Consider the following 26801-nt stretch of genomic DNA (forward strand, 5'->3'; position numbering starts at 1 on the left):
GTGCTGCGCGTGCGTCGGCACGTCCGTCTCAGTGCGTGCGGACGACCACGACGACGTACCGCACGGTGTCGTCGCCGGGGTTCCGGTAGACGACGTCGGCGGGCTCGCCGAGCTCGATCCGGTCGCCTGCGGACAGCCGTGTCGGCTCGCCGCCGACGACGACCTCGAGCACGCCGTCGACCACCCAGATGCAGTGCCGCAGGAACGCGTACGCGGACGCCGGGTAGGCCACTTCGCGGCCGGCCGGGAGGCGCACCTCGGTCACGTCCGCGGGGAACGCCGCACTCGAGACAGGACGACGACGGTACCCGGTGTCGGGATCGGTCCAGGAGTCCGCGGTCGCGCCGCGCTGGACGCCGCGCGCCTCGTCGGGATCGACCCCCCGCGGCACCTCGTGGTCGAGCGCTTCGTCGAGGAGTTGTGAGATCGTGAGCCCGAACGCTCCCGACAGTCGGCCGAGGATCGTCGCCGTCGGGCTCGACACCCCGCGCTCGACGCGGTTGATCATGGCGCGGGAGACGCCGGACTCCTCCGCGAGCTCGGTGAGGCTCCACTTCCGCTCGGTGCGGAGGCGCTGTAGGCGCTCGCCGAGTCGCCGCTGGTCGGCGTCATCGGGGTGCTCTCCCGTTTCCGCATCCGGCGCCACGTCGTCTACGATCTGAGACATGACGACAGCATATGCGACGAACACGGGCGGGCCGGTCGCCGTCCGGGACTGCGAACCGCGCGACCTCGACGTCGTGCACGCGCTCCACGTCGACGCCGTCCTGCACTCCACCGCCATCTGGCAGGAGGAACCGCACCCGCGCTCGTACTTCGACGGCTGGCTCGCCGAGCGCCGCGCCGACGGCTACCCGGTCATCGTGGCCGAGGTCGACGGGCGCGTCGCCGGGTACGCCACGTACTCGCAGTGGCGGCCGCACCAGGGGTACCGGCTGACCGTCGAGCACAGCGTCTACGTCGTCGAGGAGTTCCGCGGCCGAGGCGTCGCCACGACCCTGATGAACACTCTGGTCGAGCGGGCGACGGCCGAGGGGCGGCACGTGATGATCGCCGGGATCTGCAGCACCAACGCGGGATCGATCGCACTGCACGAGCGGCTCGGGTTCACGACCGTTGCCGTGGTGCCCGAGGTCGGCCGGAAGTTCGACCGGTGGCTGGACCTGACGCTGATGCGGCTGCCGCTGGTCTGACGGGCCCGTCAGTCTGCATTCGGCATCGGGACGGCGATCGCTGGCGGTGATGGTCGGAACGGCGGCGCAGTGTCACCATGCGCGACGGGACGGTGGTCGGCGAACCACGCGTACGCGACCGCTTCGTCGGGCTCGGCCGGACTCTCGTCGAGGCAGTCGCTGCACCGCGCGCGCCACCCGTCGTCGTCGTGCCACCGGTGCGGGTGCCCCTTCGCCACCCAGTCCGGAGACCAGTTCACGTCGAAGGCATACACAATCTCGGCGGCGATCCCCCACGCGATGTTCTTGAGCGCCGCGTCCTCGATGCCCTTGCCCCACGAGAGCCAGCCGTTGCGGAGTTCCTCGAAGACGTTCTCCACGAGTAGCTCGTGGTTCTTGTCGTCCCATTCGTCACTCGAGGAGCGCACGACGACCGCGGGCGCGCTCGGGGTCGTTCGCGGCCCGGCATCGCGCGCTTGGTCGTCCTCGGCCTGCTCGGCGTTGTGCGTCCGCGCGTACCGCTCGCCGTCCGTCGTGTTCATCAACCACACCGAGTTCGCGAGGTCACCGTCAGACTCACCGGCCTGGGGCGCGCTGATGTAGCGGTCCCGGACGGACGCCATCCGCTCCGTGACGCTCCGCTCGGGTTCGACGAAGGCGAGCTCCGAACCGGCACGGACGAACATCCCGCTCGTCAGGAGGCCCCGACGGATGCCGACCTCGACGGTCCGCAGCGCCATCGCCCGGGCTCGGGTGCCGTCTGACTCGTGGTCGGTCCTCGCCATGCGGTGCAGCGCACGGAGGTCGGTGGCGCACCCGTTCCGGTTGAACTCCGTGAGCTCCAAGAGCAGCTGCTCCTCGGGAGTCCGGGGCGCCGGCTCCGTGCTCGGCGGCACGCCGGTGTCGTGCCGAACGCTGCGGCGCTGGACTCTGGGGTCCTCGGCGTCGACGGGAGGGATGACGTCGATGTACGCCTCATGACCGGGAAGCGGCTCCCGCATCGCGGCGATGGAGCCGTCCGGCATGGCGCGGACTTCCTCGGCGGGGAACGGGATGTACTCGAGACCGGCGTCAGACAACGATCTCATCCCCATGCGGTTCGATGACGTTGCCGTCTTCGTCCCAGATCCCTCCGAAACGGTCGTCGACGTGCGCCCACGGGTCCTGCCCGGCGGCCTCACGACCGGCTTCTTCCGCTTCGAAGACCTGCACTCCTCGAGGTGTTGCCGTGGCGAAGAGGTTCCAGACCGTGTCGGATGTCCCGTAGCGCACCGCAGCACGTTGGATGAGCTCGTCGACGTCACCGTGCCAGTTGGTCCAAACACCCCGGCCGGCTTCGTCCGCTTCGATCGAGCCGAGGCCGATCAGGTCTGCCGTGAGTAGCTCACGGAGGTACCCGAGGATCCGGACCTCCACCACGGCCTCCGGTTCTCGCGTCCGATCGGCGATCCCGATGTGCCATCCGTAGATGTCCACGCCGGTCTCGTCAGAAACGTCCGCGAGCAGTTGGTACGTCAGCTCGTTCATCGAGCCTCCTCGGGTAAGTCGTGCCGTGGTGAGTCCTTCGGGAGATGGATCTTGTACTTGCTGTTGCCACCGGCGTTGATCTCGATGGTCGGCCCGCCCGATTGGCTGTCGGGACGCCATTGCACGCGAGATCCGTCGGGGAGCTCGACTGACGTGGAGTCGGGAGCTCCGCCGTCCATCGGCTTGCCACCACGGGTGAGCTCCTTCCAGATGTCGACGAGCTCTTCCGGCGTGTCGACCTCTCCGACCGGCTTCTTCTTCGGAACTCTGCCGTACTTCCGTGCATGTTTGATTGCTTCCGCACCGGTCATCGGCCCGATGACATCGGTCATGATGCCAGCACCACCCGCCACCTCGCGCGGCTTGCCAGTGAGCGGATCGTGCGTCCACGCCCAGGCATCCCGGTCGGCCTGCGCCATCCGCTGCCGCATCGCATCCGCAGGCGTCTGCTGCTGCGTGTCGCCGCTCAGGCCGAACAGGATGCCGAGCAGTCCGAGTGCCGACAGGCCCCCGACCGCCGAACCGCTGCCCGCAGCAGTTCCGCCCGCGGCGCCGAGCCACGGCCACGGGAACTGGAACGGCGTCGACGGGAACCCCGGGAGCGGCATCGGTGCCACCAGGCTCGCAGTCCGGACGTCGGTCCCGTCCGTCGCGAGCCCAGCCGTCGACTCGCCACCGGAGATCGCGCGGATCCGTCCGGCCAGTTCTCGCTGCCACGACTGCCACTGCTCGTTCCAGGCGGCAACGGCCGTGCGGAGTGCGGCGTCCTCGATGGCGAGCGCGGGGACCTGCTGCCACGGCGTGGAGCTGGTGGGCGGTTCGGGGAGCGCCGCGTCGTGGCGAGCGACGGCCGCGTGCAGACCGCCGGCGAACGAGGAGATCCGCTCGGCGAGCGCCGCGCGGCTCGTTCGGAACTCCGCGAACTCGAACGACGCGTCGTCCAGCAGGCGATCGAGTCGATCGACGCTGTCGGCGAGGTCGTCGGCGACCTTGGTCGAGCGGTGTGTCATGGCGGGCATCGCGTCGCTCACGCCGGGCATCTCGAACGCCGCGGGCATCGCTGACCAGGACCGGTCGCCGTCCGAAGCGGTCGCGCGGACCTCCTCCGCGATGTCACGGAGCGATGCTGCGGCCGCGACGACCGATGCCATGTCCAGTCGGATCTCGTCGAGCGCGTCAGCCTCGATGATCGCGGTCACCGACGTGCCGCCCGAACCGTCTGGGTCGCCATGTGTGCGTCAGCCTCGTCGACGGCGGCGAGCGCGACTGCGCCGACGGCGCTGACGGCGTGCAGGTGCGTGCCGATCCTCGACGCGGTCCCGGTGCGTCCCGCGCCGAACGACGTCAGTGCAGACGCGATGTCGGGCGACCCGCTCGCCGCCGCGGCGAGCGCGTCGAACGCACCACGCATCGCTGCGGCCTGCTGTGCGACGTCCGCCGCGGCGACGCGCACGTCCGCGACCGTCCGTTCGGACGCCCCGCGGTCGACGCGGTACGACTCCCCCATCGAGATCCCTGTCCCCCTGATACTTCACCGAACGGAGGCGACGATAGCAGGGTCTGGAGGCGCGGTGCCAGCCCGTACCGTGCCTCCAGTCCGACAGCGACAGCTGCGCGATCGCGCCCCGCTCCGGACATCGCGCCCCTGCACAACCGGGCGCGATGTCCGAAACGGGGCGCGGTTGTCGGACTGGAGGCGCGGTGCCAGCCCCCACCGTGCCTCCAGTCCGACAGCGACAGCTGTCTCAGGCCGTGGTGTCGAAGATCGGGCCGACCGTGCGGGACCGCTTCAGCTCGAAGAAGGCGGGGACCTTCGCGACGGCGACGACGCCGTCCCACAGGTCGAGCGCTTCCTGGCCCTTCGGGGCCGGCGAGATCACGGGGCCGAAGAACGCGGTGCCCTCGACCGCGATCACGGGGGTGCCGACGTCCTGGCCGACGCGGTCGATGCCGTCCTGGTGGCTGACGCGCACGGCCCGGTCGACCTCGTCCGTCCAGGCGTACTCGAGCAGGTCGGCGTCGAGACCGAGCTCCGCGAGCACGGCGGGGACGACCTGCTCGGGGTCCTTCTCCTGCCGGTGGTGGATGTGCTCGCCGAGGGCGTCGTAGAGCGGCTTCACGATGTCCTGACCGTGCCGGAGCCGCGCCGCCGTGACGATGCGCGGGTACAGCTGCCCCTTGTGGATGCGCTCGCGGTACTCGTCGGGGATGTCCTGGTCCTCGTTGAGGACGAACAGGCTCATCACCTTCCACGTGACGTCGAGGTCGCGGTGCTGGGCGACCTCACCGACCCAGCGGCTCGTCATCCAGGCCCACGGGCAGTTCGGGTCGAACCAGAACTCCACGGTGGTCTGTCCACCCGTGGTGCGTTCGGTCGTGTTGTCCACAGTCGTCTCGGTCACGATGCGACTGTACGCGTGCTCGCTAGGCTGGAGTCGACCGTCCCGCCGGTGCACGACGCCGTGCCGGGACTCCCCCACGCGGACACCGATCGTCCGCGTCCGCAGCGAAGATGGAGCGTCCGTGCCCGGAGAGAACCTCACCCGAATCGAAGCCCAGGAACGTGCCGCGATCGTCGACGTGCAGACGTACGACGTCGAGCTCGACCTGACGCGTGGCGCCGAGACGTTCGGCAGCAGCACGCGCGTCCGGTTCACGGCCACGCCGGGTGCGTCGACGTTCATCGACGCGATCACGAAGACCGTGCACTCGATCACCCTGAACGGCACCGCGCTCGACGTCGCCGCCGTGAACGACGGCGTGCGCATACAGCTCGACGGCCTGCAGGAGCAGAACGAGCTCGTCGTCGTCGCCGACGCGCTGTACACGAACACGGGCGAGGGCCTGCACCGCTTCGTCGACCCGGTCGACGACGAGGTCTACCTGTACTCCCAGTTCGAGGTGCCCGACTCGCGCCGCATGTTCGCGGTGTTCGAGCAGCCCGACCTCAAGGCCGAGTTCTCCTTCACCGTGACGGCGCCGTCACGGTGGCAGGTCGTGTCGAACTCCCCGACGCCCGAGCCCCACGTCGACGGCGAGATCGCCACGTGGGCCTTCACGCCCACGGCGAAGATCTCCAGCTACATCACCGCGCTCGTCGCCGGCCCGTACGAGGTCGTCCGCGACGAACTGACCAGCCGTGACGGCCGCACGATCCCGCTCGGCGTCTTCGCGCGCAAGTCGCTCGCCGAGTACCTCGACCCCGAGTACGTGTTCGACATCACGAAGAAGGGCTTCGCCTACTACGAGGAGAAGTTCGACGTCGCGTACCCGTTCGAGAAGTACGACCAGCTGTTCGTCCCGGAGTTCAACGCCGGCGCGATGGAGAACGCCGGCGCGGTCACCTTCACCGAGACGTACGTGTTCCGGTCGAAGGTCACCGACGCGATCAAGGAGCGCCGGGTCGTCACGATCCTGCACGAGCTCGCGCACATGTGGTTCGGCGACCTCGTCACCATGAAGTGGTGGAACGACCTCTGGCTCAACGAGTCCTTCGCGGAGTGGGCCTCCACCATCGCGACGGCCGAGGCCACCGAGTGGACCGAGGCGTGGACGACGTTCCAGGCGATGGAGAAGTCCTGGGCCTACCGCCAGGACCAGCTCCCCTCGACGCACCCGATCGTCGCGACGATCAACGACCTCGAGGACGTGCAGGTCAACTTCGACGGCATCACCTACGCGAAGGGCGGCTCAGTCCTCAAGCAGCTCGTGGCGTGGGTCGGCATCGACGCGTTCTTCGCGGGCGTCTCGGCGTACTTCAAGAAGCACCACCACTCGAACACCGAGCTCCGCGACCTGCTCGTCGAGCTCGAGGCGACGAGCGGCCGTGACCTCTCCGAGTGGTCGAAGCTCTGGCTCGAGACCGCCGGGGTGAACACGCTCCGCCCGGAGATCGAGGTCGACGAGTCCGGCGTCATCACGTCGTTCGCCGTCCTGCAGGAAGCGCCGGCCGACTACCCGACGCTCCGCCCGCACCGTCTCGCGATCGGCGTCTACGCGTTCGCGCAGGACGCCGACGCACCGTTCGGTGCCGACACCGCGTCGGCCGGCGGCAAGCTCGAGCGCGCACACCGCGTCGAGATCGACGTCGACGGTGCCCGCACCGAGGTCCCCGAGCTCGTCGGCGTCCACCGTGGCGACCTCGTGCTCCTCAACGACGACGACCTGGCGTACGCCAAGATCCGCCTCGACGAGCAGTCCCGCCGCACCGCGATCGAGCACCTCGCCTCGATCGCGAACCCCCTCGCCCGCTCCATCGTCTGGGGCGCGATGTGGGACGCCACGCGTGACGCCGAGTCGCCCGCGAGCGACTACGTCCGACTCGTCCTCGGCAACATCGCGACCGAGACCGAGTCGACGACGATCCGCACGACCCTGTCGCAGCTGCTCCTGACGACCCGCAACTACGTCGCGCCGGCCAAGGTCGACACGACCGTCCGCACCGTCGGCGACACGCTGTGGAACCTCGCCTCGAGCGCCGAAGCGGGCTCCGACGCGCAGTTCCAGTTCGTGAAGTTCTTCGCGCAGATCGCCTCGACACCGGAGCACGTCGCCACCCTGAGCGGGCTGCGCGACGGCTCGGTCACGCTGAACGACCTGGAGATCGACACCGACCTCCGGTGGGAGCTGCTCGAGGGCCTCGTGCTCGCGGGCGCTGCCTCCGGTGCCGAGGTCGACGCCGAACTCGCCGCGGACAAGACCGCGTCGGGCGAGCAGGCCGCCGCGCGTGCCCGGGCGACGATCCCGACCGCCGAGGGCAAGCTCGCCGCGTTCTCGTCGCTCGTCGACTCCTCGGAGCTGCCGAACGCGATCGTCCGCCAGACCACGATCGGGTTCCAGCACGTGAACAGCCCGGTCGTGCTCGAGGGCCTCGTGCCGAAGTACTTCGAGGTGCTCACGCGCATCTGGGCCGAGCGCAGCTACCACATCGCCGACACCATCGTCACGGGCCTCTACCCGGCGCCGCTCGCGTCCGCCGAGCTCCGTGACGCAGCGGTGGCGTGGCTCGAGCAGCATCCGGAGACCCCGGCGCTGCGGCGCATCGTGTCCGAGGGCCTGGCCGGCACCGAGCGTGCCCTCCGGGTGCAGGCAGCGGACGCCTGAGCATCGGGTGACCATCGGCGGGGTCGTGGCGTTCCTCAGGGGACGCCAGGGCCCCGCCCTCTAGCATCGACCGGATCATGATCTTGGCTGCAACCCCGTCCCCGACCCCGACCGACGCTGCCCAGGCTGTCTCGCAGACGTTCGGTGAGTTCGTCGACACCTGGCACGTCCCGATCACGATCGTCATCACGCTGCTCGCCGCCGTCGTGCTGCGACTGATCCTCCGGCACTCGATCAAGGGCGTCGTCGACCGGGTCGTGAACGGTGTCAAGAAGCGCCAGGGCGCGACCGACACCCAGGCCCTCGTCGCGTCGCCGATCCAGACCGCCCGGGTCGTGCAGCGGACCCGGACGCTCGGCAGCGTGCTGGAGAACCTGGCGACCGTGATCGTCGTCGTGCTCGCCCTCGTCGTGATCATCCCGCTCGTGATCCCGGACGCCGCGGTCGGCATCGTGGGCGGCGCCTCCCTCGTCGCCGCCGGCCTCGCCGTCGGCGCCCAGAGCATCGTGAAGGACCTGCTGTCGGGGATCTTCATGATCCTCGAGGACCAGGCCGGCGTCGGCGACGTCGTCGACACCGGACAGGCCACGGGCGTGGTCGAGAACGTCGGGCTGCGCGTCATGCAGATCCGCGATGTGAACGGCATCCTGTGGTTCGTGCCGAACGGGCAGATCCTGCGCGTCGGCAACCTGTCCCAGGGCTGGTCGCGCGTCCTCGTCGACATCACCGTGCCGTACGACACCGACATCGACGCCGTGCAGGACGCCCTGCTCAAGGCGGCGGTCACGATGTCGCAGGAGCCCCGGTGGCGCCAGCGCATCGTCGAGAAGCCGGAGATCTGGGGCCTGCAGTCCATCACCGACGCGGGCATGGTGTTCCGACTCGTCGTGAAGACCCGGGCCTCGGAGCTCGACGTCGTCGGCCGCGAGCTCCGCATCCGACTGAAGCACGCCGTCGACGAACTCGGTGTGACGCTGCCGGCGATGGCGATGATCATGCCCGCGGGTTGGGAGAACGCCACCTCGATCAACGGCCTCCGCACCGTGCGGACGCAGCCGACGCCGGCGCCGACGAAGCCCCGGCGCAGCCGCAAGAACATCCTCGGTCAGCCGATCCGGACCGACGAGCCCGACGCCGGGAAGGACCCGCAGTGACCGAACCGACCCCCGCCGAACCGACTCCCGCCGCATCGACCCCCGCCGCACCCACCCCCGCCGCACCCACCCCGCCCCTCGGCACCGTGCCTGTCCAGCCGATCACCCTCCGCGTCGGCGAACACGGCGCTTCGGCGACCGGCTCGCTCTACGAACGCATCGGTGGCGCCTCCACCTTCGACCGGCTCGTCCGGCGCTTCTACGAGGGCGTCCAGCAGGACGAGGTCATCTGGCCGATGTACCCGGCCGACGACCTGGAGGGTGCGATCTGGCGTCTCTCCGCGTTCCTCCAGCAGTACTGGGGCGGCCCCGGCACCTACAGCGAGGAACGCGGCCACCCGCGCCTGCGGATGCGCCACATGCCGTTCCGCATCACGTCCGAGGCCCGCGAGCGCTGGCTCCACCACATGCGTGACGCCGTCGAGTCGCTCGGTCTGGCGCCCCTCGACGAGGCTGAGCTCTGGGCCTACCTCGACCGCGCCGCGCACGCGATGACGAACACGTTCGACTGACGTCCGAGCGCTGCCCCCTTGACGGTCGGCTCCGACTGGTCATAACCTCTCCACACCATTCCGCAACGTTCTTGCGGAATGGTGTGGTCCGGGCACGGCGCCCACTCCCGAGGGCCGCGACGCCTCATGAGGAGAACCATGCAGGTCGTTCCGAAACTCGCCGCCGTCGGAGCCGGGGTCGCCCTGCTCGCCGCGGCCGTCCTCCTGCCGCACACCGCTGACGCGGCGAGTGGCAACCTCGTGTCGAACCCGGGGTTCGAGACGGGGACCACGAGCGGCTGGGTGTGCTCCGGCGCCTCGGTCGTCTCCACGCCGGTCCACTCCGGTGCGAAGGCCGTGTCGGGTACGCCGACCTCGTCGGACACCGCGCAGTGCTCCCAGACGATCGCCGTGCAGCCGAGCACCTCGTACACGCTGTCCGGCTGGGTGTCGGGCAGCTACGTCTACCTCGGCGAGAGCGTCTCGGGTGCGAGCACGTGGACGTCGAGTTCGGGCTACCACCAGCTGTCCACGACGTTCACGACGGGGGCGTCCCAGAAGAGCGCCACGGTGTACGTCCACGGCTGGTACGGCCAGGGCACGTACTTCGCCGACGACCTCACGCTGGCCGGACCGGCCGGTGCCGGCGGCACGCCGACCGCGACCCCGACGGCGACGCCGACGCGAACACCGACACCGACACCGACACCGACACCCACGCCGACTCCGACGCCCGGCGCCGGGACCGGCGCGGCCGCGCAACTCCCGAAGCACACGCTGACCGGCTACTGGCAGGACTTCGACAACGGCGCGAAGGCACTCAAGCTCAGCGACGTCCCGACGAGCTACGACCTGATCGCGGTCGCCTTCGCGAACGCCGACCCGTCCAAGCCCGGCGCGGTGAGCTACTCGGTCGACCCCGGCCTCTCCACGAAGCTCGGCGGCTACACGGACGCCCAGTTCACCGCCGACGTGGCGACGGTCCACGCCCGCGGACAGAAGGTGATCGTCTCGGTCGGTGGGCAGAACGGCACGATCTCGGTGTCGGACAGCGCTTCGGCCGCGAACTTCGCCGCGAGCGTCGACTCGCTCATGAACACGTTCGGGTTCGACGGTGTGGACGTCGACCTCGAGAACGGGGTCAACCCGACGTACATGGCGCAGGCGTTGCACACGGTCGCGGCGAAGCACCCGGGCATGATCATCACGATGGCCCCGCAGACCATCGACATGCTCAGCACGTCGTCGGACTACTTCGCCCTCGCACTGAACATCAAGGACGTCCTGACGATCGTGCAGACGCAGTACTACAACTCCGGGTCGATGAACGGGTGCGACGGCGGCGTCTACGCACAGGGCTCGGTCGACTTCGCGACGGCGCTCGCGTGCACCTCGCTGCAGGGCGGCCTGCGCGCTGACCAGGTCGGACTCGGCTTCCCGGCGTCGACCAGCGGCGCCGGCAGCGGGTACGTCGCGCCGGGCGTCGTGAACAACGCGATGACCTGCCTCGCGAAGGGCACCGGTTGCGGCTCCTTCGTCCCGTCGGCGAAGTACCCCGGGCTCCGCGGCGCGATGACCTGGTCGATCAACTGGGACGCTTCGAACGGGTACGCGTTCGCGAACGCGGTGCGACCGGTGCTCAACGCGCTCGGTTAGCGACGAACGGGGCTGACGCCCCACCGGACTGGAGGCACGTGGCGGCGCCGCCACGTGCCTCCAGGCCGTCTTGTGGTCGCGTCAGCGGACGTAGGACCCGTCTGCCAGGTCCTCGAGCAGGGACGGACGGGTCGGGTCCCACCCGAAGGCGGCGCGCGCGTGCGCGCCGGACGCTTCCTGGTGCATGAGCAGGGCGTCCGCGTAGACCGCGCCGAGCCGTTCCCGGCTCGCGTCGACGCTCTCGGCGACCACGGGGGAACCGTGAGCGCCGGCCTCCGCGATCTCGCGGACCGTCGGGTTGTCCCCGGTCGCCGCGAGCACGTAGCCGTCCTGCTCGCCACGATGCAGTGCGAGGACGTAGAGCTCGCCGAGGTCGTCGATGTGCACGGTCGACCACCGCTGCGAGCCGTCGCCGACGAGTCGGACCTCGTGCTCGCCGTCGCCGACGAACATCGCGGGGATGCCGGCGCCGCGCCCGTAGACGATGCCAGGGGCGACGATCGTGGTGCGGACGTCGCTCGCACGGACGACGGCCTCGTTCGGACCACGCCACGCGGTCATGGCCGGCGGCGACGCGGGCGACTGCTCGGAGATGTCCGTCGAGTCGCCGAAGGTGAAGATCCCACCGGTGTGCACGAAGGGCTTCGGGGTGCCCTCGAGCGCCTCGAGGACGGTGGCGATGAAGGACTCGTCGACGCCCTGCGCGGACGCCGTGTGCACGACGGCGTCGGCCTCGTGCGCGAGACGACGGACCACGTCGGTGTCGGTGACGTCCCCGACGAGCGCCCGCCCGCCGGCGTCCCGGACCGCCTGCGCCTTCTCGTCCGTGCGCACGAGGGCCGTGACCTCGTGCCCGTGGGCGACGAGGGCGCGGAGGACGGAGGAACCGATGTAGCCGGAGGCGCCGGTGAGGAAGACGTGCATGCCACCAGCCAACCACGCGGCGTCCGGAGAACGCAGCCTAGAGGTTGAGGGTCCAGGCCCGCCGCTTCACGAGGACGTGCCCGCGGCTGGTCGTCAAGCGGCTCCACGGTCCGGTCTCGAACAGCCGGACGGGGTCGTGTCCCAGGAAGCCGAGACTCTCCCCCGCGAACCCGGCACCGGCCGGCACGTGCTCGATGCCCGCGACCGGACGGCCCCACACCTCGGCGCGGATCTTCCGGACGATCGCCTCGCCCGCGTTCGACGGCACGGCGTCGGCGACCTCGGCGATGCCGTCCCGCGCTGCGCGGCGGAGGTGCTCCGGCGAGACGTCCGGCAGCGGCACCCATCCACCGCGGGGCGGGGAGATGGCAGCCCACGTCACGGTGTGCACCTCGTGCGGGAGCTCGACCTCGATCGGGGTGGCACGGGTCGGGTCCGCACCGTCGGCGTGCTCGGCGTCGTGCGCCTCGGCCAGCACCCGCAGGCGCTCCTGCAACGAGGCGAGCGGCACGACGGCGTCGATCGTGGCCGGCTGCGCGAGCGAGAACGTGCGGAGACCGAGGACCGTCGGCAGTTCGTCGAGCAGGCCGAGCGGGTACAGGATCGCCGTGTACACCGCCAGCACGCCCGAGTCCGCGATCAGGCGGACGGACCCGTCCTCGATGCGGGCGGCCCGTCCGAGGTAGGTGCGGAGGTCTCCGAGGGAGGCTGCGTCAGGAAGCGTGAACGAGGTGCCCATGTCACCGCAGAGCCTACCGGGCGCCGCTGTCAGCGGCGGCTGGGCGACCTCACGGTCGGCTCCCGGCCGGTGCCGGGTGTCCGCCGATCCGGACCGACGACGCTGGCGTGCATGGTGCTCCTGCTCGCGAACCTCGTCGTGTCCGTCCTCGTCGCCACCACGGCCCTGGCCGTCCCGAGCATGGAACGGCGGGTCGCGATCCTGCTCGGCCTGGGCGGTGCGACGACCGCGAACTTCCTGTTCTGGGTGGTCGCCCCGACGATGTGGACGAACCTGCTGAGCGCCTGGGTGTGCAGCGTCGTCGGCGCGCTGCTCGCCGTCGTCGCCTGGGGTGTCGTGCGGTCGGTGGTCACCGCGGCCCCCGCACGGCGTCGTTCGTAGCGGGCTCGTGCCCCGGCTCGTGTGAGACTGCTCGTGTGAACGGTGAACCGGACTTCCTCAGCACCCTCCGACTCGAGGACACGGGTGCGAGCACCGGCGAGACGATCCTCACCGGTGCAAGCCACTGGTCCCCCGGCGGCCGCGTCTTCGGCGGTCAGGTCCTCGCGCAGTGCATCGTCGCCGCGCAGTCCACCATCGAGGACCGCGACATCCACTCGATGCACGGGTACTTCCTCCGCCCCGGCGACATCGACGTGCCGATCACGTTCGGCATCGAGCGCATCCACGACGGCCGGTCCTTCGCGGCCCGCCGGGTGCAGGCCTACCAGCGCGGCGTCCCGATCTTCTCGATGATCGCGTCCTTCCAGCGGCCGGACGAGGGCGTCGAGCACCAGGACCCGTTCCCGGTCGACGTCCCCGCGCCGGAGTCCCTGCCGTCGGCGGCCGCCATCCTGTCCGCGATCGACCACCCCGTCGCCCGGGCGTGGGCCGAACGCTCGATCGACCTCCGACACGTCGAGGGGCCGGTGTTCGTCGACGTGCAGGGCGAGCACGTCCCGCACCAGGCCGTCTGGTTCCGGGTGGAGGGCGACCTGCCGGAGGACCCGGCGCTGCACCGCGCGGTCCTCGGGTACGCGAGCGACCTGTCGATCCTCGAGCCGATCATGCGTCGGCACGGTGTGGCCTGGGGCACACCCGGGGTCAAGAGCGCGAGCCTCGACCACGCGATGTGGTGGCACCGCGACGGTCGTGCCGACGAGTGGGTGCTGTACACGCAGGAGTCCCCGAGCGCACAGGGCGGTCGGGGACTCGCGTTCGGCCGGATGTTCTCGCCGGACGGTCGGCTGCTGGCATCGGTCGCGCAGGAGGGCATGATGCGCATCCCGCGCTGACGCCGTCCCGTCGTGCGCCCGGTCTACGGCCGGGAGAACTCGACCGCCGGCTCGGTGTACGGCGCGCACGCCGCACGCTCGGCCTCGGTGAGCCGCCGTGGCCGGTTGCTCGCAGCGTCGACCATCACGAGCGCCGTCGTCGCACGGGTGTAGAGCACCGCGGGTTCGTGCCCGACGGGCGACCACACCTCGTACGAGACGTCGATGCTCGCTCCCCCGATCCGCCCGATCCACATCTGGATGTCGAGCGGCTGCCGGAAGTACGGGATCGAGGCCAGGTACTCCAGCCGCTGCCCCGCGATCACCGTCATCGTGCCGGAACCCGGACGCCCGTCGATGATCGGCTCCGGGATCGACCCGTCGGCCGCGAACTCGTCCGGGTCGGGTCCCCAGAACCCCACGATGCGCGCCTCTTCCAGGAGGCGCAGCATCGCGGAGTTGTTGACGTGACCGTAGGCGTCGATGTCGCTCCACCGCATGCGGATGGGAGCGTGCAGTCGCGCCACGGTCAGTCGCGGGTGAGCTTGCGGTACGTCGCCCGTCCGGGCTTCGCGGCCTCGGCCCCGAGTCGCTCGATCTTGTTCTCCTCGTAGGCCTCGAAGTTGCCCTCGAACCAGTACCAGTTCGGGGTGCCGTCCTCGTTCAGGCCCTCCCACGCGAGGATGTGCGTCGCGATGCGGTCGAGGAACCACCGGTCGTGCGTGATGACCACGGCGCAGCCGGGGTACTCGAGCAGTGCGTTCTCGAGGCTGCCGAGGGTTTCGACGTCCAGGTCGTTCGTCGGCTCGTCGAGGAGCAGCAGGTTGCCGCCCTGCTTCAGCGTCAGCGCGAGGTTGAGACGGTTGCGCTCACCACCGGAGAGGATGCCGGCACGCTTCTGCTGGTCCGGGCCCTTGAACCCGAACTGCGACACGTACGCACGCGACGGGATCTCGGTCTTGCCGACCTGGATGTAGTCGAGCCCGTCGGACACGACCTCCCACAGGTTCTTGTTCGGGTCGATGCCGCCACGGCTCTGGTCGACGTACGAGATGTCGACCGTCTCACCGATCTTCAGCGTGCCGCCGTCGAGGGGCTCGAGGCCGACGATCGTCTTGAAGAGCGTGGTCTTGCCGACACCGTTCGGGCCGATGACGCCGACGATGCCGTTGCGGGGCAGCGTGAACGACAGGTCGTCGATGATCACGCGCTCGCCGAACTGCTTGTGCAGCTTCTCCGCGTCGATGACCTGCGAGCCCAGACGCGGACCCACGGGGATGACGATCTCCTCGAAGTCGAGCTTGCGCGTGCGCTCGGCCTCGGTGACCATCTCCTCGTAGCGGGCCAGGCGGGCCTTCGACTTCGCCTGACGCCCCTTCGTGTTGCTGCGGACCCAGTCGAGCTCGGAGGACAGCCGCTTCGCGAGCTTGGCGTCCTTCTTGCCCTGGACCTCGAGCCGGGCGCGCTTCTTCTCGAGGTAGGTCGAGTAGTTGCCCTCGTACGGGTAGAGGCGGCCGCGGTCGACCTCGGCGATCCACTCGGCGACGTGGTCGAGGAAGTACCGGTCGTGGGTCACGGCCAGGACGGCGCCGTGGTACTGCTGCAGGTGCTGCTCGAGCCAGAGCACGGACTCGGCGTCGAGGTGATTGGTGGGCTCGTCGAGGAGGAGCAGGTCGGGCTTCTGCAGCAGGAGCTTGCAGAGCGCGACACGACGCTTCTCACCACCGGACAGGTGCGTGACGAGCTCGTCCCCCGGAGGGCACTGCAGCGCGGCCATCGCCTGCTCGAGCTGCGAGTCGAGGTCCCACGCGTCGGCCGCGTCGATCTCTTCCTGCAGGGTGCCCATCTCGGCGAGGAGGGCGTCGAAGTCGGCGTCCGGCTCCGCCATCAACGCGGAGATCTCGTTGAAGCGGGTGACCTTGGCGTGGATCTCGCCGACGCCTTCCTGCACGTTCTCGAGGACGGTCTTCGACTCGTCGAGCTCGGGTTCCTGCATGAGGATGCCGACGGTGAAGCCCGGTGTGAGCTTCGCCTCGCCGTTGGACGGCTGGTCGAGACCCGCCATGATCTTCAGGATCGTCGACTTGCCCGCACCGTTCGGTCCGACGACGCCGATCTTGGCGCCGGGGAGGAACGACATCGTGACGTCGTCGAGGATCAGCTTGTCGCCGACCGCCTTGCGGGCGCGGACCATCTGGTAGATGTACTCAGCCATATCGCGACAAGTCTACTGACCGAGCGCGCATGCTGCGCCTGCTGCGTCGTGCTCGCCGGAACCCGCACGGGGGCTGTTGCGCTCGCAGACTTCGACGTACCGTGGCCTGGCCTTCAACCAGAGGCATCCGTCGAACGCAAGCAGATCAGGATCATGGACATGGCCAGAACACGGTTGCACCGACTCGCGCTCCCCGTCATCGGAGCGTTCGCCCTCGCCGCGGGACTCGTCGTCCCCACGGGCGCCACGGCGTCCGCGGCGACGGTCGCCCCGCACGGCACCCCGCTCGCCGAGTACTCGGCGAGCATCTCCGAGACCGGGACGGGCACGGGGTACTCGTCCTACATCAACGTCCACGACGCGTACAACAACGCGTTCTCGGTCGGGATCCAGTCCGACAAGGGTTCGACGGTGAGCAAGGGCGCTCCCCGGTTCATCTGGGAGCGCGTGCAGAACGGCAAGTTCACGTACGGCTACCTCGGCCCCGCGACCCACGGCCTGACGCCGGTCATGCTGCGCTGGTACCCGAACGGCGTCGGCACCTTCCTGGCGAACAACCACACGGTGGCGGCGGTCCCCCTCACGCTGAAGGGCCGTCTCTTCTTCAACGCCGAGGCCAACGCGCGCCTGAACGGCGACGTCGTGCACTCGTCGATCCAGAACGTGAACATCATCACGCGGAACCGTCCGGGCGTGACCGGGCTCCAGGGGACCTGGAACACCTCGTTCACGTTCCGAGGGCTCAAGGCGCGGCAGACGAACGTGCCGAAGGTCCAGGGCGCGAGCTTCTGGGTCGACGGACGCGTGTCGGGTCTGCCGAAGGGCGGCAACTGGGACACCGAGGAGGTCGCGGGCATCGCGATGATCACGCAGCGCTGGTAGCCCGCGCTGCCGGCCGGGGCCGTCGGCGCTCACGCGGCGTCCCGTTCCTGCGGGTGCTCGAGGTCGTCCGGATCCGGGAGGTCGAACGCACCCCGGTGGACCGCGGCTGCGTGCAGCGCCGCGTCCGAGTCGTCGGGGAGGTCCTCGCCCGCTGCGGCATCGACGTCGAGGGACTCGTCGACGACCCCGGTGTGCGGGTCCACCGACCCGTGGACGGTGTGCGGGTCGACGGAGCCGTCGACAACGACGGTGCGCGGGTCCACCGACGACGCGGTGCTCGGCCCACCGGAGGCCTCGCCGGCATGACGCGGGACACGGATCCAGTTGCTGATCCCCCACGCGAGGTCGTGGCCGAGCCCCTCGGCGTCGATCTCGACCGAGGTGCCCCCGCGGCCGTCGCGTTCCCACGTCCGGATGCGGACCCGGCCCGTCACGACGACGCGGTCGCCCTTCTTCAACGACTTGTGGACGTTCGCGGCGAGGGACCGGAACGCGGTGACGGTGAACCAGTTAGTGGCGCCGTTCGTCCACGTGGCGGTGGCGCGGTCCCAGCGCCGCGAGGGTGAGGCGAGCCGCATGCTCGTGATGGCGATGCCGGTGTCGGTCACGAGGTGACGCGGCTCGGTGGCGATGATCCCGCAGACGGTGATGGTGTCGTTCATGCGTCGATCGTCATCGAGCCCCGGGGTGCGGAAGCACCCCGGGGCTCGATCTGTGACCGGATGTCTCGGGGAGGCGACCTGTGGAGGAGAAGTCCCCCGCGCCTCCGGTCCGGAACCGTCAGTGCGCGCGGAACTCGGGCCGATCGGCGAGCGGTCCGAGCGCCGCGTGGACCGCGCCCTTCGCGGACTCGAGCGACGGGTACGTCCCGCCGGCGCCGCGGTGACCGTAGAGCTCGACCCGGAAGCCGCCGTCGGCGAGGTGGATGCTGCCCACCGCTCCCGCCGGTCCGACCGCTACCCAGGTCCCGGTGTTGTTCGTCATCGTTCGACCACCTCCTCGTGGCCCCGACGCCCGACTGTCAGGACGCCAGGATGTACTGACTGTAGGCCTTGCGGACCTTGTTCACCTTCGGCAGTGCCACCGCGAGGCAGTAGCCCTGACCGGGGTTCTTCGCGAAGAAGTCCTGGTGGTACTCCTCCGCACGGTAGAAGGTACCCAACGGCTCGATCGTGGTCACGATGCCACCGTCCCAGATGTCCGAACCGCGCTCGATCGCACGCTCGAACAGGGCCTTCTGGTCGTCATCCGCCGGGAACATCGCCGACCGGTACTGGGTGCCGACGTCGGCACCCTGCCGGTTGAGCTGACGCGGGTCGTGCAGCGTGAAGAACACGTCGAGGACGACCTCGGCGGGGATCGCCGTCTCGTCGAAGGTGACCGCCACGGCCTCGGCGTGGCCGGTGGTCCCGGTGCAGACCAGTTCGTAGGAGGGGTCCTCCACCGCACCGCCGACGTACCCGGACACCACGTCCTGCACGCCCTGGAGCGTGCGGTACACGGCGTCGAGACACCAGAAACATCCACCTGCGAGCACGAACGTGGTCATGCGCTCAACCTACCTTCCCGGTCTTCGAGCGAGCCGCGACCGCGACTCCCTCCTCCACAACGCGGACGCGGTCGCCGACGTTCCCCAAGGAGGGCGACCGGCGCTCGGCGTGTCGGTGGTGCGCCGTAGCGTCCTTCCCAGGACGACGAACCGCACGACGAACCGGAGGCACCACTATGCACACGACGACCGAACCCGCACTGCGGATCCGCACCGTGCCCGTCGCCCGTTCGCGCGGTGACCTCCGGATCCTCGACGTCCGCGACGACCTCAGCCGGGTGACCCGCGCGAACGGCGAGATCGTCGGCTACGTGGACCGGGTCGACGTCGCCGGCGGGACCGCGTACCGTGCCCGCCGGTACGTGTCGACCGAGCGCCGGTTCGTCGAGCTGCCGAACGTGTGGTCCGCCGACGACGCCGTGGACTGCCTCCGGTGGGGCTGATGATGTTCCACATTGGAATCAAGTCCGGTCGGATGGACGGAACGCCGCCCGACCTCCCCGACGCCTGACCGTTTCGTGAGTATGGTGCGCGCATGGACTGGTGGAACGACCTGACCGACTGGATCTCGTCGGACAACGGCTGGCGAGTGATCTCCGGAGCACTCATCCCCTTCGTCGCGATCATCGTCGCCGGCGTCGTCGCGGCGCTCATCGGCCGTGGGGCGACGAAGCGCGTCGTAGCGATGCAGGAGCGCGAGGCCCGCAACACGGCCGTCGCGGGCATCGTCTCCGCGGCACGCAAGGCGGCGGCCTGGGGCTCGCTCGGGCACGACGAACGCGCCTACGCCGACCACCTGGCGGAGGACGCCGACATCCGTCTCCGACTGCTGCCCGTCGCCGGTGCTCCGCTCGCGGCCAACTGGACGCAGCACGAGATCGCCGACATCAAGAAGAACTCGTCGACGTTCAGCTTCCAGGCGGAGCAGTCGCTCGCCGAGTTCCGCGATCGCCTGCTCGAGTGGCAAGCACGTCCCGGTCGTGCTCGCAAGCTGTTCAAGAGCGACCTCGAGCGCTGGAAGTTCGACTCGCCGGACCCCGACGCCGACCTCATCAAGCGTCAGCAGGAGTGGAACGCCGACCAGGTCGCCCCGGCCGACACGGCCGCGCCCGCGACGACCGCTGCTCCGGCAGCCGAGCGGCCCACCCCGACCACGACGTCGCTCCGGCCCGCCGCACAGCGGCCCGGAGCCGCGGCCCCCTCCACCCCGACGGGTGCCGGCACAGGTGCAGGTGCAGGGTTCTCGGTCACCCGCGGTTCGGCCCCGGTCGACCCGAACGCCACCACGCCGATCACGGACACGAACGGCACGAACGGCACGCGCGGCACGAACCCCACGAATGCCACGAACGGCACGAACGCCACGAACGCCACGACGCCGATCTCGGATGCCAACACGACGCGCGCCTACGGTGACGGAGCGACCACACCGCTGCCCGGATCGCCCGTTCGCCCGACCCTGGGTTCCCCGGTGGGCAGGGACTCCGACGCCGACAACGCGGACGCCGTGGACGACGCGCGCGGTGCTGGATCGAAGCCGAGCACGACCGCAACGTCCGCGACCGCGCCCGGCTCCGTGCCGCCACCCGTCGCGAAGCCGACCTCGGCCGACGCGCACGTCAACCGCACGCCGGACACGGACGGCCGGAAGGTCGACGCACCCCGCGCGCCGATCACGACCTCGGTCCCCACGCGCATCGCCGACGCCCCGGCGGAACCGACCGACGCGAACGAGACCTCGGAGGCGCCCTACACGCAGCCGATCAGTGCCAGCGAGCTCCGTCGTCGCGCCGCAGAGGACGACGAGTAGACCATCGCTCCAGCACGAAGGCCGCCGTCCCGAGGGACGGCGGCCTTCGTCGTGGGTGCCCCCGGCAGGAATCGAACCCGCGGCACGGTGGGTAGAAACCACCTGCTCTATCCACTGAGCTACGGAGGCGGACGGCCACGATTCTATCCGCGGCCTCCGCCGAGGTGCTGCACGAACCGATCGATCTCCCGCTGCGACCGCAGGTGCACGATCCGCAGGTGTGGTGCCGACGTGGCGAGTTCGGGAACGCGCCGGCGCGAGACGTTCCGGGTCCGGATGCCCCAGCGCAGGATGTGCCCCTCGTCGGTGAAGAACGTCCAGAGCGACGGCTCGACGTTGCCGTTCCAGAGCTCGACGCGCCGCAGTCGTCGCCGGAGGGTCCGGCGGAGCAGCCTCCACAGTGCCACCGGTGTCGGCAGGTCGATCCACACCAGGGTGTCCGCTCGCTCCGCCAACAGCGCCCGGACCGGGGTGTACTGCCACTCCGTGACCCAGGTCGGTTCGCTCGTGTACGCCTCGACGTCGGCGACGAACGTCTCCCGCGGTTCCCAGTCCGGGCCGTGGAACAGCGAGTCGATCTCGGTGTGCGGGACCCCCAGTACGGCACCGATGCGTCCGGCCGTCGTGGTCTTCCCGACGCCCGTCGTGCCGGCGACCAGGATGCGCCGCGGGGTCGGATCGAGTGGGTCGTCGGCACCGAGCATCCATCGACCCTAGCCCGGCGTCACCCGGTCGTCAGGTCGTAGACGGTCACGCCGCCGATCGTCGTCGCCGCGTAGTGCGACTCGACCCACGCGGAGATCTCCGAGGCGGCGTCGCTCCCACCGTTCGACCGGCCGACGCTCCCGGCGATGAAGTAGTGGATCTCGCCCGCAGCCACGTACTCCTTGAACTCCGCGAGGGTCGGTGACGGGTCGGAGCCGTTGAACCCACCGATCGGCATCACGGACTCCCCCGTGGCGAGCTGGTACGTGGCAGCGCTGTTCGAACCGATCGTGGCGGCCACCCAGGTGTAGTCGGAAGCGTCCTCCCGCAGTGCCTCCTGCAGCGCGGAGGCCACGTCGGTCGACCCGCCCAGCAGACTGCCGGCTCCACCACCGCCGAACCCACGCCCGGCACCTCCCGCGCCCGGCCCGCCGACGCCTCCCGGCCCGCCCGTCGCACCACCGCCCGTCGCAGCACCGCCACCAGCGCCCCCGCCGCCAGCCGCACCACCGCCACCGCCGAAGCCCCGGCCGCCGCCACCACCGAAGCCGCCCCGGCCCCCGCCGCCGAACCCGGCACCCGCCACACTCGGCCCCGCCGACGGCAACGAGCCCGTGTGCGCGGTCGTCACCGTGTCGATCGAGTACGCCGTCGGACCGAGCAGTCCCGTGACCAGCGCGCCCACGACGGCCACGCCACCGACAGGACGGGCCCAGCGAGCGGGCAGCCCCCACGCCCGGCGAGCACCGCTCACATCGAGCGGAGGAACATCCGCCCAACCCCCGGCCCGCCGCACCGGCACGAGCACCGCGACCGCCGTCAGCACCCCGACCCCGAGCACCACCCACCGGATCCACGGCTGCCACCCCGACGCCGCCGTCAGCAGGTGCCACTGCCACACCACGGTCACGACCACCGCGAGCGCCGCGGTCCCCCGCCACCACCAGGATCCGCGTCGCTCCCACAGCAACCCGGCGCCGATCCCCACGATCCCGGCGAGGTACGGGGCGAGGGCGACCGTGTAGTACGGGTGGAAGATCCCGCCCATGAAGCTGAACACGAGGGCGGTGAGCAGCAGGGCGCCGCCGAGTGCGAGCACCGTCGCGAGTCTGGCCGAGGTCCGCTGCCGGAACCCGAGGGCGACGAGCGACGCCACGAGCAGGACGAGCGCGGTCGGCAGCAGCCAGGTGATCTGCCCGGCGAACTCCGAGCCGAACAGTCGCAGGAGCCCGGTGGCACCCCACGACCCCGCGCCGGCAGTGCCGCCCCCTCCACCGCCCGTGACGCTGCCGGTCTCGTCGCCGGTCACACGCCCGAGGCCGTTGTACCCGAAGGTCAACTCGAGGAACGAGTTCGTCTGCGATCCGCCGACGTACGGCCGCGCGGAACTCGGCACGAGTTCCACGATCGCCACCCACCAGCCGCCGGCGACGACCACGGCGAGCGCCGCCCACAGCAGGTGCACGAGGCGCTTCACGAACGGCAGTGACGAGCAGTACAGGTAAACGCCGACGAGCACGGGCAGGATGAGGAACCCCTGCAGCTGCTTCGTCAGGAACGCGATCCCGACGGCCACCCCGGCGAGCACGACCCACCGCACGCGCCCGCTCTCGACACCGCGCAGGACGAGCCAGAGCGACAGGACCATGAGCAGGGTGAGCAGCGCGTCCGGGTTGTTGAACCGGAACATGAGCGTCGCTACCGGGGTCGTCGCGAGCGCGGCTCCGGCGATCAGGGCCGATCCGGCCGAGAACCGTCGCCGCACGATGACGTACAGCAGCGCCACGGCACCGACGCCCATGAGCGCCTCGGGCACGAGGATCGCCCACGAGTTCAGGCCGAAGAGCCGCACGGACAGCTCCATGACCCATAGGAACGCGGGCGGCTTGTCGACGGTGATCGAGTTGCCGGCGTCCGAGGACCCGTAGAAGAACGCCTCCCAGTTCGTGCTGCCGGCCTGCACGGCGGCGGAGTAGAACGCGTTCGCGTACCCGTTCACCCCGAGGTTCACGATGTACAGCACCCCGGTGAAGAGGAGCAGCCCGAGGAACGCCGGGCGTTCCCAGCGTGCTCGCTGGACGACGGGTGTGCGGGACGTGACGCTCATGGTCCCAGGGTCACCGCGTCGGCTTTCGGCATCCGTTGGTACCGCTGTGCAACTGCCGGGAGGCACGGCTCGGCCCCGCAGGGCGGGTTCCGGAACGGTTCGGCGCGCGTCTGCCTGGTGTTCGCTTCCGGGTCACCGGCGCTTCGTAGCGTCCGGACATGCGCTCCACCGGTTCCGTCGTCGCGGTCGTCCCCGCCCGTGCCGGTTCGAAGGGGATCCCGGGGAAGAACCTCCGCGCGGTCGCAGGCCGGTCCCTGGTCCGCCGTGCGGTGGAGGCGGCGCTGGAGGCAACGTCGATCGACGCCGTGGTGGTCTCGACCGACGGCGACGCGATCGCCGCCGAGGCCGAGCGCGCCGGCGCCCGGGTGGTCCGACGGCCGACCGAGCTGGCGGGTGACGAGGCGTCGTCGGAGTCGGCGCTGCTGCACGTCCTCGACGATTTGGCGGCCGCGGGCGAGGAGCCCGAGGTCGTCGTGTTCCTGCAGGCCACGTCGCCGTTCACCGACCCGGCGGACCTCGATTCCGCCGTCGCCCGGGTGCGTGACGGCCTCGCCGACTCGGTGTTCGCGGCGACCCCCTCGCACGCCTTCCTGTGGCGCATCGAACGCGAGCCAGACGGTGCCGGCACCGCCCGCGCCGTGAACCACGACGCCGCGGTCCGTCCCCGCCGCCAGGACCGCGAGCCGGAGTACCGCGAGACCGGCGCGTTCTACGTCTTCCGGACCGCGGCCTTCCGGCAGCACCGCCACCGCTTCCACGGGCGGGTGGAACTCGTCGTCGTCGACCCCCGCGGCGCAATCGACATCGACGACCCCGGTGACCTCGCGGTCGCCGAAGCCCTCGCGCCGCACCTCGACCCAGCCCTGAACGGAGCACCATGACGGTCACCATCGGCACGTCCACGATCGGCGCGGGCCACCCCGCCTACCTGATCGGCGAGATCGGCCTCAACCACAACGGCGACGTCGACATCGCGAAGCGGCTCATCGACGTCGCGGCCGACGCCGGGCTGCAGGCGGTGAAGTTCCAGAAGCGCACGCCGGCGATCTCCACGCCGGAGCACATGAAGAACACGCCCCGGTCGACGCCGTGGGGCGAGATGACCTACCTGGAGTACCGCTACCGTGTGGAGTTCGACCGCGACCAGTACATCGAGATCGGCGACCACGCCACCATGCGTGGGCTCGACTGGTTCGCCTCGCCGTGGGACGAGCCGTCGGTGGACTTCCTCGAGGACCTGAACGTCGTCGCGTACAAGATCGCCTCGGCTTCGGTGACCGACCTCGGCCTGCTCGCCGCCGTCGCCGCGACCGGCAAGCCGGTGATCCTCTCGACGGGCATGTCGACGCTCGAGCAGATCGACCGGGCAGTGGAGGCCCTCGGCACCGAGCGGCTCGTGCTCCTGCACGCCACCTCGACGTACCCGCTCCCGCCCGAGGAGGCCAACCTCCGCATGATCGACACCCTCGCGAACCGCTACGCGGGCGTGCCGGTCGGCTACTCGGGCCACGAGCCCGGCCTGCAGATCTCGATCGCGGCGGTCGCCCTCGGGGCCACCGCGGTGGAGCGGCACATCACCCTCGACCGCACGATGTGGGGCTCCGACCACGCCGCCTCGCTCGAGCCGCACGGCCTGCAGACGCTGGCACGCGACGTGCGCATCATCGAGACGGCGCTCGGCGACGGCGTCAAGCGGGTCATGCCCGGCGAGCGGGCACCGCTCGCGAAGCTGCGCCGCGTCGGAGCGTGACCGGCGGCGGTCTGGACGTGACGGCTGACGGGGGCGGGCCGACGGGCGGACTGGAGGCGCGCCTCCAGTCCGGTACGGCGCCACGCGCCCGACGGGTGGTCGGCCTGGTCGACACCGACTCGTTCGCGAAGTGGGGTGCCCACCTGCTCGCCACCGCACCCGCGCACTGGGACCTGGAGCTGCTGACCGTCGCGACGCCGCGATCCGCGAGTCGCGCGCAGCTGCGGTCCGCGTTCCGGGGTCTCGACGACCGACTGGCGCACCTCGCCGCGGCCCCGCCGACGCCGATGCACGTCGACGCGATCGTCGAGCGGCTCCGACGGGACCCGCCGGACGCCGTGCTCGTGTCGGTGATCGGGCCGGTCGCGGAGCTCGTCGTCGACGAAGTGCTGCGTCGGGTCGGGCGGCGTCCGGTCCTCGTGACGGGGCTGCCGGGGATCTCGTACCCGGCGAAGTGGAAGGGTGTGTTCTTCCGCGCGCGGGCGGACCTGTTCGTCCTGCACAGCCACCGCGAGGTGCGCGCGTACGAGGACCTCGCGGCGGAGGGCGGCGTCGAGCCGCACTTCGCGCTCGCGACGCTGCCGTTCGCGCGTCGCGGTGATGCACCCGGCGTCCGTGACGGGGGCGGGCCGGTCCGTGACGCCGTCGTCTTCGCCGCCCAGCCGAGCGTCCCCGCCGAGCGCGCCGACCGCGAGCGCGTCGTCGACTGGCTGGTCGAGACGGCGCGCCGGCACCCGTCGTGGCGCGTGGTGATCAAGGTCCGTGCCGCCGCCGGTGAACACCAGACGCACCGGGAGCAGGACCCGTACCCGGACCTCGTGCCGGCGGACGCACCGGCGAACCTCGTGGTGGAGAGCGGGCCGATGTCCGAGCACCTCGACCGCGCCGTCGCCCTCGTCACGATCAGCTCGACGGCCGTGCTCGAAGCCGCCGCACGAGGCGTGCCGGCCCTGACGCTCACGGACTTCGGCACCGGTCGGCACCTCATCAACGAGGTGTTCGTGGGCAGCGGTCTGGAGGGCGACGCCCGTGACCTCGTCGACGGCCGCTTCGGCACGGTGCGGGCGGAGTGGATGCACGACAACCACTTCCACCCCGAGTCCGAGAACGACTGGGCGGCGCGGACCGAGGCGTTGATGGCGCTCCGCGATGCGGGTGGACTCGTCGATCGACCGGCAGCGCGGCGGAGCCGTGGCGGGGAACTCCGACGAGCGTGGGAGCGCAAGAACGCCCTCGGGCCGGACGACCGGAGCGTGCTGGGCACCGTGGCCCTCCTGATCGGGGCGCCGGTACGGGCCGCGAAGCGCCTCGGCCGGCGGGTCCTGCGGGTCGTCCGTCCGACGGAGGCGCCGGTCGTGCTCGCCCCGACGAGTCAGCGAGCGGGGGCGCGCCGGTCGGACGCATCGCGCCGGTCGGACGCGACGCGACGGTCGGACGTGTCAGACCGCCTCGGCGATCGCTCAGACGGCCTTCGCGATGGCGAGGAGCAGTTGATCGCGGGTTGGGACCCCCGGTGAACGGAAGACCTCGGCACCGTCGTCCCGCCGCACGATGATCGTGGGGGTCGACCGGATGCCGAGGTCCTCTGCCTGGTCCGGGTGGTTCGCCACGTCGCGCTCGGTCACGTGCAGTCCGGGGACGAGCTCCGACGCCTCAGCCGACACCCGGCGGGCGGCGGCGCACGGGGCGCAGAAGGAGGACGTCCAGAGGTCGAGCTGCATGTGATCGTGCAACGCGGGGGTGCGGGGATCCACTCCCGGTCCG

General features: G+C 70.6%; 29 protein-coding genes and 1 tRNA gene. 13 read left to right on the forward strand and 17 right to left on the reverse strand.

All coding sequences use genetic code 11. The features are described 5' to 3' along the window. Positions 1-28 precede the first annotated feature (28 nt). The gene (locus FS532_RS12860) at positions 29-667 is read right to left on the reverse strand and encodes a helix-turn-helix domain-containing protein (RefSeq protein WP_144754889.1); all 639 of its coding nucleotides are present in this window, start codon (positions 665-667) and stop codon (positions 29-31) included. Here FS532_RS12860 and FS532_RS12865 point away from each other — a divergent pair. After that, positions 666-1193, forward strand: a complete 528-nt coding sequence (locus FS532_RS12865; RefSeq protein ID WP_144754892.1) for a GNAT family N-acetyltransferase — start codon at positions 666-668, stop codon at positions 1191-1193. The genes FS532_RS12860 and FS532_RS12865 overlap by 2 nt on opposite strands. 8 nt (positions 1194-1201) lie before the next feature. On the opposite strand, the gene FS532_RS12870 is transcribed toward FS532_RS12865, so the two are convergent. The 5 genes from FS532_RS12870 to FS532_RS12890 all read right to left on the reverse strand — a co-directional run bounded on the left by FS532_RS12870 (position 1202) and on the right by FS532_RS12890 (position 5005). Continuing rightward, a complete protein-coding gene (locus FS532_RS12870) occupies positions 1202-2260 on the reverse strand; it encodes a hypothetical protein (RefSeq protein ID WP_144754895.1) in 1059 nt (352 codons plus the stop codon). Then, positions 2244-2699, reverse strand: a complete 456-nt coding sequence (locus FS532_RS12875) for a hypothetical protein (RefSeq protein WP_144754898.1) — start codon at positions 2697-2699, stop codon at positions 2244-2246. The genes FS532_RS12870 and FS532_RS12875 overlap by 17 nt, the downstream gene beginning before the upstream one ends. Further along, on the reverse strand, positions 2696-3898 hold the full coding sequence (locus FS532_RS12880; protein WP_144754901.1) for a hypothetical protein: 1203 nt from the start codon (positions 3896-3898) through the stop codon (positions 2696-2698). Before FS532_RS12880 ends, FS532_RS12875 begins: the two co-directional genes overlap by 4 nt. Then, positions 3895-4206 carry a hypothetical protein gene (locus tag FS532_RS12885; RefSeq protein WP_144754903.1) on the reverse strand — a complete coding sequence of 104 codons (312 nt, stop codon included), beginning with the start codon at positions 4204-4206 and terminating at the stop codon, positions 3895-3897. Before FS532_RS12885 ends, FS532_RS12880 begins: the two co-directional genes overlap by 4 nt. Before the next feature lie 238 nt (positions 4207-4444). Further along, entirely contained in the window at positions 4445-5005 is a 561-nt protein-coding gene (locus FS532_RS12890; protein WP_144755481.1) for a mycothiol-dependent nitroreductase Rv2466c family protein, read from the reverse strand. Between the two features lie 217 nt (positions 5006-5222). Here FS532_RS12890 and pepN point away from each other — a divergent pair, with 217 nt between their 5' ends. The 4 genes from pepN (at position 5223) to FS532_RS12915 (ending at position 11103) form a co-directional block, all read left to right on the forward strand. Then, a complete protein-coding gene (pepN, locus tag FS532_RS12895) occupies positions 5223-7802 on the forward strand; it encodes an aminopeptidase N (RefSeq protein WP_144754906.1) in 2580 nt (859 codons plus the stop codon). 77 nt (positions 7803-7879) lie between these two features. Further along, complete coding sequence (locus tag FS532_RS12900) at positions 7880-8956, forward strand: mechanosensitive ion channel family protein (protein WP_144754909.1); 1077 nt, start codon at positions 7880-7882, stop codon at positions 8954-8956. A gap of 101 nt (positions 8957-9057) precedes the next feature. Further along, positions 9058-9468 carry a globin gene (locus tag FS532_RS12910; RefSeq protein ID WP_144755483.1) on the forward strand — a complete coding sequence of 137 codons (411 nt, stop codon included), beginning with the start codon at positions 9058-9060 and terminating at the stop codon, positions 9466-9468. A 138-nt stretch (positions 9469-9606) separates the two neighbouring features. Then, the gene (locus tag FS532_RS12915) at positions 9607-11103 is read left to right on the forward strand and encodes a chitinase (protein ID WP_144754912.1); all 1497 of its coding nucleotides are present in this window, start codon (positions 9607-9609) and stop codon (positions 11101-11103) included. Between the two features lie 81 nt (positions 11104-11184). Here the strand turns inward: FS532_RS12915 and FS532_RS12920 are convergent, their stop codons facing one another. Beyond that, positions 11185-12027 carry an NAD(P)H-binding protein gene (locus FS532_RS12920; RefSeq protein ID WP_144754915.1) on the reverse strand — a complete coding sequence of 281 codons (843 nt, stop codon included), beginning with the start codon at positions 12025-12027 and terminating at the stop codon, positions 11185-11187. A 37-nt stretch (positions 12028-12064) separates the two neighbouring features. Beyond that, positions 12065-12766, reverse strand: a complete 702-nt coding sequence (locus FS532_RS12925; protein WP_144754918.1) for a hypothetical protein — start codon at positions 12764-12766, stop codon at positions 12065-12067. A gap of 111 nt (positions 12767-12877) precedes the next feature. Between FS532_RS12925 and FS532_RS12930 the strand changes: the two genes are divergently transcribed. Both FS532_RS12930 and FS532_RS12935 read left to right on the forward strand, forming a co-directional pair. Beyond that, entirely contained in the window at positions 12878-13147 is a 270-nt protein-coding gene (locus tag FS532_RS12930) for a hypothetical protein (RefSeq protein WP_144754921.1), read from the forward strand. 35 nt (positions 13148-13182) lie between these two features. Then, positions 13183-14040, forward strand: coding sequence for an acyl-CoA thioesterase (locus FS532_RS12935; RefSeq protein ID WP_144754924.1), 858 nt, complete (start codon positions 13183-13185; stop codon positions 14038-14040). A gap of 23 nt (positions 14041-14063) precedes the next feature. Here FS532_RS12935 and FS532_RS12940 read toward each other — a convergent pair whose 3' ends face one another. Together FS532_RS12940 and ettA are read right to left on the reverse strand one after the other, a co-directional pair. Then, positions 14064-14519: an acyl-CoA thioesterase gene (locus FS532_RS12940; RefSeq protein WP_144754927.1), complete on the reverse strand. Its 456-nt coding sequence runs from the start codon at positions 14517-14519 to the stop codon at positions 14064-14066. 29 nt (positions 14520-14548) lie between these two features. Next, a complete protein-coding gene (gene ettA / locus FS532_RS12945) occupies positions 14549-16234 on the reverse strand; it encodes an energy-dependent translational throttle protein EttA (protein ID WP_144754930.1) in 1686 nt (561 codons plus the stop codon). Between the two features lie 159 nt (positions 16235-16393). Here ettA and FS532_RS12950 point away from each other — a divergent pair, with 159 nt between their 5' ends. After that, positions 16394-17116: a hypothetical protein gene (locus FS532_RS12950; RefSeq protein ID WP_144754933.1), complete on the forward strand. Its 723-nt coding sequence runs from the start codon at positions 16394-16396 to the stop codon at positions 17114-17116. A gap of 29 nt (positions 17117-17145) precedes the next feature. Here the strand turns inward: FS532_RS12950 and FS532_RS12955 are convergent, their stop codons facing one another. The 3 genes from FS532_RS12955 to msrA form a co-directional block, all read right to left on the reverse strand. Beyond that, the gene (locus FS532_RS12955) at positions 17146-17778 is read right to left on the reverse strand and encodes a single-stranded DNA-binding protein (RefSeq protein WP_144754936.1); all 633 of its coding nucleotides are present in this window, start codon (positions 17776-17778) and stop codon (positions 17146-17148) included. A 118-nt stretch (positions 17779-17896) separates the two neighbouring features. Next, positions 17897-18100, reverse strand: a complete 204-nt coding sequence (locus FS532_RS12960; RefSeq protein ID WP_144754939.1) for a methyltransferase — start codon at positions 18098-18100, stop codon at positions 17897-17899. A 37-nt stretch (positions 18101-18137) separates the two neighbouring features. Continuing rightward, positions 18138-18665 carry a peptide-methionine (S)-S-oxide reductase MsrA gene (msrA, locus tag FS532_RS12965; protein ID WP_144754941.1) on the reverse strand — a complete coding sequence of 176 codons (528 nt, stop codon included), beginning with the start codon at positions 18663-18665 and terminating at the stop codon, positions 18138-18140. A 176-nt stretch (positions 18666-18841) separates the two neighbouring features. Here msrA and FS532_RS12970 point away from each other — a divergent pair, with 176 nt between their 5' ends. After that, on the forward strand, positions 18842-19108 hold the full coding sequence (locus FS532_RS12970; RefSeq protein ID WP_144754945.1) for a hypothetical protein: 267 nt from the start codon (positions 18842-18844) through the stop codon (positions 19106-19108). 92 nt (positions 19109-19200) lie between these two features. Then, a complete protein-coding gene (locus FS532_RS12975; RefSeq protein WP_144754948.1) occupies positions 19201-20475 on the forward strand; it encodes a hypothetical protein in 1275 nt (424 codons plus the stop codon). Positions 20476-20531: 56 nt separating this feature from the next. Here the strand turns inward: FS532_RS12975 and FS532_RS12980 are convergent. From FS532_RS12980 to FS532_RS12990, 3 genes are all read right to left on the reverse strand, one after another. Beyond that, a tRNA-Arg gene (locus FS532_RS12980) sits at positions 20532-20604 on the reverse strand. A 14-nt stretch (positions 20605-20618) separates the two neighbouring features. Beyond that, positions 20619-21179, reverse strand: a complete 561-nt coding sequence (locus FS532_RS12985) for an AAA family ATPase (protein ID WP_144754951.1) — start codon at positions 21177-21179, stop codon at positions 20619-20621. A 20-nt stretch (positions 21180-21199) separates the two neighbouring features. Then, a complete protein-coding gene (locus tag FS532_RS12990) occupies positions 21200-23287 on the reverse strand; it encodes an ArnT family glycosyltransferase (protein WP_144754954.1) in 2088 nt (695 codons plus the stop codon). Positions 23288-23445: 158 nt separating this feature from the next. Between FS532_RS12990 and FS532_RS12995 the strand changes: the two genes are divergently transcribed. Genes FS532_RS12995 through FS532_RS13005 form a run of 3 tightly spaced genes read left to right on the forward strand, consistent with a single transcriptional unit; the run spans position 23446 to position 26554 of the window. Further along, positions 23446-24168, forward strand: a complete 723-nt coding sequence (locus FS532_RS12995; RefSeq protein ID WP_144754957.1) for an acylneuraminate cytidylyltransferase family protein — start codon at positions 23446-23448, stop codon at positions 24166-24168. Further along, positions 24165-25037 carry an N-acetylneuraminate synthase family protein gene (locus FS532_RS13000; protein ID WP_144754960.1) on the forward strand — a complete coding sequence of 291 codons (873 nt, stop codon included), beginning with the start codon at positions 24165-24167 and terminating at the stop codon, positions 25035-25037. The genes FS532_RS12995 and FS532_RS13000 overlap by 4 nt, the downstream gene beginning before the upstream one ends. Before the next feature lie 17 nt (positions 25038-25054). Beyond that, positions 25055-26554 (forward strand): DUF6716 putative glycosyltransferase, encoded by a 1500-nt coding sequence (locus tag FS532_RS13005; RefSeq protein WP_144754963.1) that lies wholly within the window; start codon positions 25055-25057, stop codon positions 26552-26554. Here the strand turns inward: FS532_RS13005 and FS532_RS13010 are convergent. Beyond that, complete coding sequence (locus FS532_RS13010) at positions 26498-26758, reverse strand: thioredoxin family protein (RefSeq protein ID WP_092384087.1); 261 nt, start codon at positions 26756-26758, stop codon at positions 26498-26500. The genes FS532_RS13005 and FS532_RS13010 overlap by 57 nt on opposite strands. Positions 26759-26801: the final 43 nt, after the last annotated feature.

The organism is Curtobacterium pusillum, assembly GCF_007673235.1.
GTDB classification, from domain to species: domain Bacteria; phylum Actinomycetota; class Actinomycetes; order Actinomycetales; family Microbacteriaceae; genus Curtobacterium; species Curtobacterium pusillum_C.